This window comes from Methylobacterium sp. WL18, assembly GCF_008040015.1.
Taxonomy (GTDB): domain Bacteria; phylum Pseudomonadota; class Alphaproteobacteria; order Rhizobiales; family Beijerinckiaceae; genus Methylobacterium; species Methylobacterium mesophilicum.
In genome coordinates this window covers 1-1,197 of sequence record NZ_VRVD01000984.1, presented here as the reverse complement: position 1 = coordinate 1,197, position 1,197 = coordinate 1, and the positions used below count along the sequence as shown (strand labels likewise).

General features: G+C 71.4%; 1 protein-coding gene. It reads right to left on the bottom strand.

The features are described from left to right. The coding region (locus FV228_RS30305) for an MBOAT family O-acyltransferase (RefSeq protein WP_147857799.1) at positions 1-1,011 on the bottom strand (1,011 nt) is incomplete at its 3' end. Positions 1,012-1,197 lie beyond the last annotated feature (186 nt).

Genomic DNA, 1,197 nt, shown 5'->3' with positions numbered 1-1,197 from the left:
CCCGTGCAGGGCGCCCCAGGCCAGGAAGGTCAGGCCCGCCCCGTGCCACAGGCCGCCCAGCGTCATGGTGGCGGCCAGCGCCCCGACCTGGCGCGGCAGGCCGCGCCGGTTCCCGCCCATGGGGATGTAGAGGTAGTCGCGCAGGAACCGCGACAGGGTCATGTGCCAGCGGCGCCAGAAGTCGCGCAGCGAGGTGGCGCGATAGGGCGCGTCGAAATTCTGCGGCAGGACCAACCCGAACAGCAGCGCGATGCCGAGCGCCATGTCGGTGTAGCCGGAGAAATCGAAATAGATCTGGAAGGTGAAGCCCAGGGTCGCCTGCCACGCCTCCGCGACGGTGACGACCTTGCCGGCGGCCGCCGCCTGGAACACCGGGTTCACGTAAGCCGCGAGGGGATCGCCCAAAAACACCTTCTTGGCGAGACCGACCGTGAGCAGCATCAGCCCGCGCGCGAAGCGCTCGGCGGCGTCGGGCCGCGCGTAGGGCCGCTCGTCGAACTGGTGCATGATCTCGCTCCAGCGCACGAGCGGGCCGGCGAGAACCTGCGGGAAGAACGCGATGTAGAGCGCGTATCGGGTCAGCCCGAAGGCCGGCGCCCGGCCGGCCCGCAGGTCGGCGAGGTACATGATGTGGTGGAAGGTGAAGAACGAGATGCCGAGCGGCAGGGCCAGCCCGAGGCGCGGCGCCTCCAGGCCCGGGACCAGGTTGGCGAGGTCGGCGAAGAAGTCGAGGTACTTGAACACCCCGAGCAACGCCAGGTTGGCCGCGATCGCCCCCGGGATCAGCCAGCGCCCGGGCTGGCGCCGATAGACCCACGCCACGCACCAGTTCGCCAGGATCGAGCCGGCGAGCAGGGGCACGAACCGGACATCCCACCACCCGTAGAAGACGAACGACAGGACCACGAGCAGCGGCAATCGCCAGGCCGGCGCCGCGCGCTCCACCAGCGCGTGCAGGATCAGCGCGGCCGGCAGGAAGGCGAGGAGGAAGACGAAGGAGTTGAACAGCATCGGGCGGGGCGGCGCGGAGGGGAAGGATGGGCCGCCGGTCTCTCCGGGCGCGAGGCGCCCGCCTTGTCGGGGATCGCGGCGGGCCCGTCAATCGCCGACGCTCACCCCGCCCGCCGCGCCGCCTCGATGGTCAGGCCCAGCCCGACCGAGCCGAACGTATCACCCTCCACCACCCGGGCCGCGGGC